Annotated in this window: 1 protein-coding gene; it reads right to left on the reverse strand. The window is 83.4% G+C overall.

Annotation, left to right across the window (positions count from 1 at the left end; translation table 11 throughout):
* The coding region (locus tag ACFQ11_RS37765; RefSeq protein ID WP_378307760.1) for a hypothetical protein at positions 1-742 on the reverse strand (742 nt) is incomplete at both ends.

The raw sequence follows: 742 nt of genomic DNA on the forward strand, positions 1-742 counted from the left end.
CGCGGGCCGCGCCCCGTCCCCCGGCGGCGCCGCCTCCGCGACGATCCGCTCCCCGGCCAGCCGGAACGCCGCCGGCAGCGGAGCCGTCCGCGGCGGCGCCGGGCGCCGCTCCAGGTCCGCCGGCAGCGCCCCGCCGTAGAGCGCCGCCACCAGCTCCTCCAGCCGCAACGCCCGCACCAGCTCCGCCCGCGCGAGCGCCCCGCCCTCCGCGAGCCGGACCCCCGCCGTCCACGCGACCCGGGCCCCCAGCTCCTGCACCCACCGGATCCGGAGCCGCAGCTCCTCCCGAGCCGGCAACCCCCCGCCCTCGGCCCGCGCGCCGGAGCCGTCCGGACGGACGCCGGGGTTCCGGACGGCTTCGGGCCGCGCGCTCGGGGCCGTCGGGGGGAGGGGGCGGGCGGGGCATATCGCGGGCGGGGTGAGGGTGAGGACGTCCGGGGCGGTCGCGATGATGCGGGCGTCGTCGTGGCCCCGGGCGCGGCCCCGGGACAGTGCGGCCAGGCCGTGGGCGGCGGCCGTCGCGCCGCCCGGTCCGCCGCCGCCCGCGATCGTCCCGGCGAGGGCCTCGAGGCCGTGCAGGGCGGTGAGGGTCGCGCGGGTCCAGTGGAGCGCGGCGGCCAGTTCGGCGTCGGTCAGGTCCGGCAGCGGCGGGACGGCGGCGAGGTCGGCGTCGACGCGGGCGGCGGTGCCCGCCGCGAGGGCGGGGAGCTCGGCGCGGAGGCGGCCGACGCGCCACGCGGCG

It is taken from the genome of Actinomadura sediminis (assembly GCF_042675525.1).
GTDB lineage: Bacteria > Actinomycetota > Actinomycetes > Streptosporangiales > Streptosporangiaceae > Spirillospora > Spirillospora sediminis.